Annotated in this window: 6 protein-coding genes and 1 riboswitch; all 6 genes read right to left on the bottom strand. The window is 58.4% G+C overall.

Features of this window, described 5'->3' with window-relative positions; genetic code table 11:
* Positions 1 to 308 precede the first annotated feature (308 nt).
* A riboswitch (cyclic di-GMP riboswitch) is annotated at positions 309 to 384 on the bottom strand.
* 217 nt (positions 385 to 601) lie between these two features.
* Entirely contained in the window at positions 602 to 1,201 is a 600-nt protein-coding gene (locus tag RCH91_RS12430; RefSeq protein WP_306535282.1) for a pilus assembly protein PilX, read from the bottom strand.
* Between the two features lie 18 nt (positions 1,202 to 1,219).
* On the bottom strand, positions 1,220 to 2,353 hold the full coding sequence (locus RCH91_RS12425) for a prepilin-type N-terminal cleavage/methylation domain-containing protein (protein WP_306535281.1): 1,134 nt from the start codon (positions 2,351 to 2,353) through the stop codon (positions 1,220 to 1,222).
* A 9-nt stretch (positions 2,354 to 2,362) separates the two neighbouring features.
* Positions 2,363 to 2,764, bottom strand: a complete 402-nt coding sequence (locus RCH91_RS12420) for a prepilin-type N-terminal cleavage/methylation domain-containing protein (RefSeq protein ID WP_306535279.1) — start codon at positions 2,762 to 2,764, stop codon at positions 2,363 to 2,365.
* On the bottom strand, positions 2,736 to 3,233 hold the full coding sequence (locus tag RCH91_RS12415) for a Tfp pilus assembly protein FimT/FimU (RefSeq protein ID WP_306535278.1): 498 nt from the start codon (positions 3,231 to 3,233) through the stop codon (positions 2,736 to 2,738). Before RCH91_RS12415 ends, RCH91_RS12420 begins: the two co-directional genes overlap by 29 nt.
* A gap of 1 nt (position 3,234) precedes the next feature.
* Positions 3,235 to 8,103 (bottom strand): pilus assembly protein, encoded by a 4,869-nt coding sequence (locus RCH91_RS12410; protein ID WP_306535277.1) that lies wholly within the window; start codon positions 8,101 to 8,103, stop codon positions 3,235 to 3,237.
* A gap of 221 nt (positions 8,104 to 8,324) precedes the next feature.
* The coding region (locus tag RCH91_RS12405) for a Tfp pilus assembly protein FimT/FimU (RefSeq protein WP_306535276.1) at positions 8,325 to 8,838 on the bottom strand (514 nt) is incomplete at its 5' end.

Raw genomic sequence — 8,838 nt, 5'->3', positions numbered from 1 at the left:
CGTTCTTCTCTGATCTTTCTGACGTTGTTTTTGAATTTCATCGCCCATTCCCGCAAAGCCAGGTAGTTTACGGCGAAATGTACTGGAATTGAAACTAATGTCAAGGAATTAGTTAAAATTGAACGAAGTTGAAATCTATTAGGTGCAATTGTGCACCACAGACTTCTTATCGGCATGCCTTTCACAGAACGTGAATAAATCCGAAGCATATATTTCTCCCGACACCCGCCTTGTCGTGCCCCCAAGGATGGCCGTTTCAGAATCCGGAAAAAGAAAAAACCGGGGCCAAACAATCACGCTGGTGATATTTCGGCAACCCGGCTGTCTCGGGGAGACCCGTAGGCTTTCCGCCCCACCCTCGCGGGTGGTTTAGTATTATCGATATCTATTAAGTTGTTGTTTATTCACGTGGGTACTAGGTAGCTCTGTAAGCAAGTTCGATTCCATCTGCGCGGAAAAACAAAATAACTCCAGAAAACAGAGACCTTTAGGACCGATGACGGTTCGACACGTGGCATATAACTGACAATTCTGCACACGCGGCGACAATTATTGACACCCCTTTGTCAACAAACCGTATCCATCGTGCCGTTGCCACCGCTCAGTACTCATAGAGCACAGAGAGCCGGGCCTTCTCCCGCGCATTTGCCTCGCTTTCTGCCTGAACTTCTATGGTATAGATTCCCGGCAGGTGCTGGGGAGAAATGCCGCTTCCCGTTCCTGCCACGCCCGCTCCCGAGTCGAGTTGGATGCCGCTGAGATCGGAGTTGCCCGGAACGGTGTCGACTATTTTGCCGTAGACATTGAAGTCCGTTCCTGTACCCGAGAGTTTGGCCGTCATGTCGGGGAAGTCTGTGGGTTCGACGGTGCTGCTGCAGTCAGATCCCCACTGGGTGGTCGGCTTGCCGATCTTGTCCTGGAAGCAGGCGGAGTCAACCATCTTAAGGTTGACAGTACTGAATGCCTCTTCGATCTTGGCCGATGAATACCCCTGGAATGTCCGCTCGATCACCTGCTTGGTGAAGAGCTCCGCGGCTCCGTGGGACGCGTCAAGGGAGCTCTTGTACCGTTTCTGGGCGGCGGACATCCTTGTACCGGAAAGGACCATGTACAGGAGCGACATGGCTATCGCCAGGGAGATGAGGGTGAGCATGAGCGCCGTGACCAGCGCAACGCCTCGTTCGTTATCTATGTGGCCCATCTGCGTACGCTCCGAGACTCAGTTCGCAAGGTTTTTGGGGTTGACCACCACCGTGTACAACCGCCATCGGTAATTCCGCCAGTCGGCGCCGATGCCCGCAAGATCGAATTCGCTCCCCAGGGAGGAGTCAAAGTCCCCAACCCGCACTTTCTGGGTCGGGTAGGTGAACGACCGGTCCTTCTTCCCTTCCTGGGCCAGAATATAGACCCGCACCTCCTTGACCTGGTCGCGAATCTCCTGGGCTGATGTCGACACCTCATTGAGATGCATGTCCACCTCGCCGTCACCACTGGTATCTACCCCGAAAATCACCTGCATGTCGGCCACGCAGTCCAGCAGCGGATAGGGTATGACATCGCCGTCATGGCCGACGATTCCCTTGAACAGGGTAAAGGTATTGGGGGCGCAGCTCTGAGGAACCTTTGGCGGCGTGGCAAGGTAGTAATCAACCCGGTTGAAGGGCCTGACCGGGGTATCCGTAGGATGCACCCCATACACGAGATAAAGATCCGATTGAGCCTGGGGCCTGAACTCGGCGGCATTGGGGGGATAAGTCGTAGAGAACTCGGTAGCCGATTTCATGACCAGCTGCTTTCCCTGGACACCGTCGACATTGGTGGCCCGCACAACAATCACCTTTTCTCCTGCAGCCAGGTCTTCGGCGGTGTCCCACTGCTTCAGGACACTGCCTACGGATGAGTAAGTGGCATAGGTCCATTTCTTTGCCGTTGCATCCATTCCAGCGACGGTAGAACGGATGACAAGGCGGTCGGACCCTGCCGGCCCCTGGTTATCACCCGTGTGGACCGCCCGCGGCACCCCTCCTGTGGAAGCATCGCTAAGACCAGTTCCCAGATCAGGCTCCGTGTACTCGGGGGTTATCGGGAAGCTCCAGGGAAGCCCGTAACCGGCGTGCTCCAGGTCAACGCGCATCATTTCGAGGCCGATGATGCCCCCCGTCTGGCTCTCGGCGATTTTCGTCTGCTGGATGGAATGGCTCACCAGCGTATTGAAGGCGTCAGAGGTGGCCATAATGACAATCAGGAAGATGGCCATGACCACGATGAGCTCAACGAGCGAAAAGCCCCTGTTTCCCTGGAGTAATGCCCATGGCGCCCGGGATGTGTTGCTGGTTCTGGTTTCGCAATCCACTGTCATCTCCTAGCGGCTCTTCACCGTGACGACACGATGCACGTAGGGAACGTTTCGGTAGTCCCACCGAACTGACAGGTTAATCCGGCGCCAATCGCTCGTAATGGAGGGATCGGGCGAATAGAGCCGCTCCACCAGGAACGGTTTGCTGAAGCCCCGCATATTCCTCGTAACGGTGATCGTACTCGTACCGGTAATGTTGTCGAAGGGGAGGCGCCGCAGCTCGTGCATGGTGTTTTCACCCACCCGCACCGCTTCGTCCCGCAACTGGTTTCTCAGGTTGTGCTCCATGGCGACGTTGATCGCCTGGAGCATTCCCAGCAGCCCCACCGCCATGATGACCACGGCCACGAGCACTTCAATGAGGGTGAATCCCCGTTCGTCACTTGATGGTGATATTCGCACTGGCACAGCTATCTCCTGCCTTCCGTTTGCCGATTTTGACCATGGTGGGATACACCACGACACTGTCATAGGTTGCCGGGTTGCCGGCAGGCTCGATGCAGATGGCCTTGCCATCTTCGGGTGGTTCCCTGAAAGCCACCCCCCACGTGTCAAAGTCGATTTGCTCCGGTTTCGCCGTAGTCCCCTCCCATACGGTCGGGTGCGGCAATGTCATCACCGATTGGGGTGCAACGGCAACGTTGGACGACGAATAGATTCTAAGCGCCCCGGAGGAGAACACCACGGAGCGTGGCCTCTTGGTGTAGAGGGCCTGCTGGCGGGTCTCCTGCAGGTCGGCATAGAGCTTCTTCACCTGGGTTTCCATGCCAGACTTCTTGTTCATCTCGCTGAAGTTCAGGGTCCCAATCGTCAGCAGCGTGCCAATGATGGCCACGATCACCACGAGTTCCACCAGTGAAAAACCCTTGCTGTTCATGTCAGCGTTCCCTGATGTGAAGGATCTTCTTCAGCGGTTTGTTGGCGCTCTTGGTGATGACCAGGGCCTGGTCCCCCGGCGGTTTCCCCTGCATGTCGCCGCCGGTGCGCCGCTTCGCCTTGTCGGTGAAGGAGGTGGCCAGGTTCTTCTCTTCGAAGGCGCCGGTTGAAAGCTGGATCAGCACCTTCCCTTCGAGGGCCTTGAGGGGCCCTTCTTTCCCCGTATCGTACCTGACGGCCCAGAGATAGGATTTGCCGCCGAATTCACAGGGGTCGCCCGTGGGCATGAAGCTGGCGTAGATGACAAGGCCGTTGGTGAGGGTCGTGGGGTCGCTGACCACCCTTTCTGCGCCGAAGACACCCGATTTCTCATCGAGATTGATGTACCACCCCTTGTCGTTGCTGGCCGCCGCGCCGGAGGTCTGGTCGGTCAGGTCACTCCTCTCAAGGGTGTAGTCCGTTGCCGCAAGGGTAGTCGTACATTCCCCGTCCAGGGCGTTGCTGTTCGTGTAACACGGCTCGCTTATGCCGTAGATGGCCTGCCTCGTAGTAAAATCGTCGTCCTGGTTGTCCAGTGTCTTCTTGAAGTAGTAGCGGCCGGTGCCGAAGTAGAGCCAGAGATTCTTGTTCTTGCGGTCCTGGAGCCTGCCGATGGCGGAGGTGACGGGACCGATATCCTTGATGACCGGGCTCAATGTCCAGTCGGAGATGTTCGTACTTTCGTTGGTCAGGAGCCGGAGCACCCCCCCCTTGGTCCAGGTACCGGTGGAGGTGTCCTTCTGCACGTAGCCGAAGTAAAGGGCGTCGTCCTCGTAGAGGCCGGCGGACATGGAGTTCCAGCGATCCGTATCGATGGCGGCCCCCACCAGCGATCCGGCAAAGGCGTTGTCGATGGGGCCGGCCGTGGTCGTATCGATGATGGCGACATGGTCTCCCGTCAAAAGATCGCGCACGAAAAGCCGCAAGGGTTGGTCGGAGCGGCCCAGGAACTGGTGGGTGCCGGGGTCAATGGGGCCGGTGGGGCCCGAGGCGAAGACCGCGAACCACTTGCCGTTTTTGATGGGGTCCCCCACGCGAATGATGGCCGGGCCCGAGGTCGAGAAGCCGAGTTGGGGATCGGAGAACTCCCAGAGCAGCTTGGGGTTGTCCTGGTCCGTATAGTCAAAGGCAAAGTAGGAGGAGTAGCCGAACCCCTTGGTCGCATCCTTCGGGTCGGTTATGGGGGTCCTGACGCAATCTTTGCCGTCCACCTCGGCGTCACCGTTCAGATCAGCCGTGCAGGAGTCCAGCTTGCTCTTGGCCGCCCCGCCGAGCCCCATGCTCCCGATGAGAATGGTCCTCCAGGGATTCTTGGTGGCATCGAGATTCTTGTTGCCGTCAATAACCACCGGTTGCTTGACGCAATCGGCATAACTGTCTTGGGTGCAGCTGCCGGGCTTGCCGATGCTCGCGTCGAAGATGAGAGTGGGACCGTCCACAAAGAACAGGTGGCTGTAATCGTCATTTGCCAAGTATTTCAGGTACGGGAGCGTATGCTGCGGGATGAAGGCCCCCACCTCCTTGCCGATGTCCGTGCCGTTGAGCGTTGCCTTGGTAAAACCTCTGGCCCGGACGTCCATGGTGCCGAGTCTGAAGGCGTGAAGCATGCCGTCATTGGCCCCCACAAACGCGAGATTGCGGTTCTTGTACTGGTTGGAACCGAGGAACGACGTATAGGAGGCGTCATTGTAGCCCGACGGCAGCGACAGGTGGTACGTATTGAGCCGCAGGGGCGAGAGAATGCGGGGAGTGGAGGAGATGATGTCCCCCAGTTTCCAGACATGGGTTTCGGTATTTCCCGTCAGGAAGTTCGTTGTTGTGACGGTTCGGGAGCGGAAATCCGAGAAATCAGTGCCCTGCACGTACTGGATGAGCTTTTCCGCTTCGGCATCGGTCGCCGCACCAAGATAGGGCCTGAGCACGCTGGCATTGGCAGTTGAGAAGGCCATGGTTTTTTCGGTTTCGGCACAGGTCGCCTTGAGGCACGTTGTGATGATATCCCGGGACGTTTCCCGGGACCAGAGCTGGTTGCCGGCCCGCCAGAGGCTCTTGATTACATCCGGGTCGACTTCGGTGCCAGCGCCGTCGCCGTCGCCGTCGCCGTCGGTGTCCGGCGTGAGGCTCGCCTTGGTCTTCGGCCCGTTGGGGTCGTCGGGGTCGAAGAAAAACCTGACCACTTTGTCACCCTTGAGGTTGAGGGCACGGGTGGAGCCGTCGTATTCCGTGTCCTCCCGGACGGTGCTGTTGCCGATATTGGGGTCCACATAATACCAGAGGTTCTGCATCTCGCCGAGCCATGTGGCTGAAGTGTTGTCCAGAAAATCCTTCTTGGGGTAGAAGACCGCCTGGAGAATGCTGGCCCCGCTCCCCTCGCTGTTGGAAAGAATCGAGGCCGCCGTACCGGAGGCGGTTCTATTGGCAATCTGATCAAAAACGCTTCTCAGCTGATCTTCCAACTGACCAGGGTCCTCGGCCCGGAAGAGGTCCGGATCCCCTTCCTTGATTTGCCGCCCCTTGATGGCCGTCTGCTCCATGAGGGTTTCAGAGTTGCACTCGCCAGCCTGGCCGTTGGACTCACCCGTGAACACGACAAAGGTGTTGATGGCCTCGCTGGCCTTATTGGGCACATCCGGCGAGGCGGTGGTGGTGCTGAACGTCTGGATATTGCGGTTCTGAGCCAGCCAGGCCAGGTTGTCGAGGTTCTTGCTCCCGGCGTACTGGCTGCAGGTGCCGGTCTCCCCCCCCGCCGCCGTGTAGAGCTGGGCCAGGCTGGAGACGTTGCCGTTCTGGTCGGCCGTGGACATGCCGTCGCTGATGATCAGGATATTGTTGGACTGGCACCGGTACTGGACAGGGTTTTTGTCCAGCGGGAACGACAGGTCTTCAGTGGTGTTGAGCCTGACGTCAGCGCGGCTGGACTTGCCCGAGGCATCGGTCGTATCCTTGGCAAAGTAGCCGATGGCGTTGTACATGGCTTCGGCAAAGGGGGTCCAGGTGGCGGCGCGGATGTCGTCAATGGCCTTGACGAGCGTACCGCTGGTCGTGTGATCTCCCGCCCCATCCGAAATGCAGCGCTCGCCGCCGGGGCAGTTGGCATCGGTGGCGCATAGGGTGGCTGTGGTTACGGAGCACTTCCCCTTGCCGATATAATGCGTGACCGTTCCGCCGTCGGTGTTGTTCGTCCCTGCCGTGGTTGCATTACAGGTATTTCCTTCCCCGCAGTCGACATCGGAGGTGCACGTGATTTTCGGAGGATCATTGGAGCAGACCCTGGGAGCGCCGAGGGCCGCCGTCTCCGATTCCGAGCCGTAATCGTTGAACTGCATCACCCCGAACCGTATCCGGTCGGCATAATCCTGCACGAGGCCGGTGGGCTGGGCGGCGGTACTGAGACGGACCTTGAGAGTAGCAATAGGCTGGTTGAGCTGGGCCTCCAGGCCGACGCCGGTGAGGATGGCCGGCACGTTGTCGTACATGGCCGTATCGGAGGGGGAATCGGTGGGGTCCGTCACCGGCGGGGCGGTCATGTCGTTGCAGAACTGCTCATGGGTGGCGATCATGGCCGCTTCCGTGACGCCCGGCTTGAGAACCCACCCCACGCCGGCCGCGCCGCTGCACTTGTAGCCCGGGTCGGTGCAGTCATCGTCGCTCGCACAGGGTCCCCCGTCGGGGGAATTCTTTTTCTTGCACGTGCCGGTGGCGGCGCTGAGCGTAAAATATTGGCCCTCATACCCCGAACCACAGAGCAGGGCCGGGTTGCCCGGCGTTATGGCGGAGGGGCCGAAGATGCAGCTGTTGCCATTGCACGCCGCATCGGACGTGCAGACCTTTTTCGGGTCGTTGGAGCATGTGCCGTACTCATCGTAGAGGTCCGTGCACTGGTTCTTGACGGTGTTGATATCGTCCGTGCCGATGGGCCGGCCTTCCCGATACTGCCAGCAGGCCTGCATGCTCTGCTGGAACGAGACCTTGGTCTTGGTGACTGCGGTTGGAGGTACGATCCCAATGGGGGCGAGGCAGGCATCCACCGCCTGCTTAATGTCGGCATTGCCGCCGCTGGTGATGGCCTTGACCGCGTCCTGGCACGGCCCCTGGTTGTAGTTCCCCAGGTAGATGTCGAGTTCGGTCTGCCCCCCCAGGGAGGGGGCGGAGGGATTGTGGGGATGGGACTTGCCCCGGACGCCGAAGGTTATCCCCAGGGGAGTGTTGGGGTTATTGGTCTCAGGGCTTGAATAGTTGACAAAATCACCTGTATTGGGCTTCTTGACGAAGGGCTGCCCCACGCACCCCCGGGATTCGGCCACAAGCTTTCCCGACTCGTATTTGCCGCCGGTCAGGATTTCCTTCTGCACGTCGAACTTCGACGCCGCGAGCCAGTTGAGGTAGTTCCCCTTGGCGACGAAGGAAGTGACGTCCGTGCCGGCATAAACGATACAGAGGTTGTTGGCGATATATTTGGTGCAGCTCCCCGCGGCGGGGAAATCGGTGACCGCCACCGCCTCAAAGGATTCCGAGCCGAAGTTATAGGAATAGTAGGTAACCGGATCAAAATAACCGACATATTTCGTGGCACTGTCGTAGGTTAGGTCAAAGCAGTAGTAGGGCTGGCGGGTGAAGGTGCCGTTGCTCTCGTTCCCCTTGTCCACGTAGGCCAGGTCGTACATACTGGCCGAGTTGTCGATGAGCATGAGCAGGTTCGGCGGGATGGACGCGTTGATGAAGGGGGGCTGAATGCAGTAGTCGTTCATGGTGGCCGCCACGGCCGGCGCGGCAACCGCCAGCAGTGCCGCCAGGCAGGAAAGTGACGTCAACCGCGAAATATTCCGTTTCATAGCCCTTCTCCCATTGTGCCCATTGCAAACTTATGAGCGCCGTGACGCTCCCTCTTTCGACACCACAGGCACAACAAGCAATTTTCGGGCCATGAGAACGCCCTCTCATCCCAGGCCAACCCATCAAAACCATTGACATTTCCCAGCCGTATCCTCTACCAGAAAACAAAAGGCTATGCAAAATTTGCATAGCCTTTCCGCTCATCCAGTGCGTAATAGAGCTAGATATCGACCCACTCCCCCCCGCTCCACTTGCGCACATGAAGGTTGAATTCTCCGTCATTAACCGTAACCGCCATGGCCCCGCCGGACTGACTCTGGAGATAGACCGTGCCTTTTTCACCCGTAATGCCGGTCAAGCAGGCAAACCGATTATCCGTAAATGATATGCCGTCTTTATGCTCGTTGGAACCCTTTATGGGACCACGACTGCCATAACCGAAACTGATTCCACCGGGAAGTGCCAATCTTCTGACAACGGACTCGTCGCCGGTTCCCCATTTGTCATCGTCCCCTTTGCCGGAAACGAGCGTGATCAAACTCCTGTCGGGATTGAACTCGATGGCGCATGGCTTGTCCTGGATGCTCAGCAGTTTTGCATCCCTGATGATATCCCTTATCTCACGGACCACCGACTTGAGCCGGAAATCGCCGTACAGACTGCTGAACGCCGGCACCGCAATGGCGCTCATGATACTGATGATGGCAACCACAAGGATGAGCTCAAGGAGCGTG

This window comes from Geobacter sp. (genome assembly GCF_030834625.1).
GTDB lineage: Bacteria > Desulfobacterota > Desulfuromonadia > Geobacterales > Geobacteraceae > Geobacter.
Note: the sequence above shows the minus strand (reverse complement) of the source record. Positions and strands in the feature narration are given on the sequence as shown.

Bases quoted from the DNA above. Each gene is read 5' to 3' on its own strand.
- RCH91_RS12410 (WP_306535277.1), bottom strand. From the start codon at position 8,103: ATGAAACGGAATATTTCGCGGTTGACGTCACTTTCCTGCCTGGCGGCA.
- RCH91_RS12430 (WP_306535282.1), bottom strand. From the start codon at position 1,201: ATGGGCCACATAGATAACGAACGAGGCGTTGCGCTGGTCACGGCGCTC.
- RCH91_RS12415 (WP_306535278.1), bottom strand. From the start codon at position 3,233: ATGAACAGCAAGGGTTTTTCACTGGTGGAACTCGTGGTGATCGTGGCC.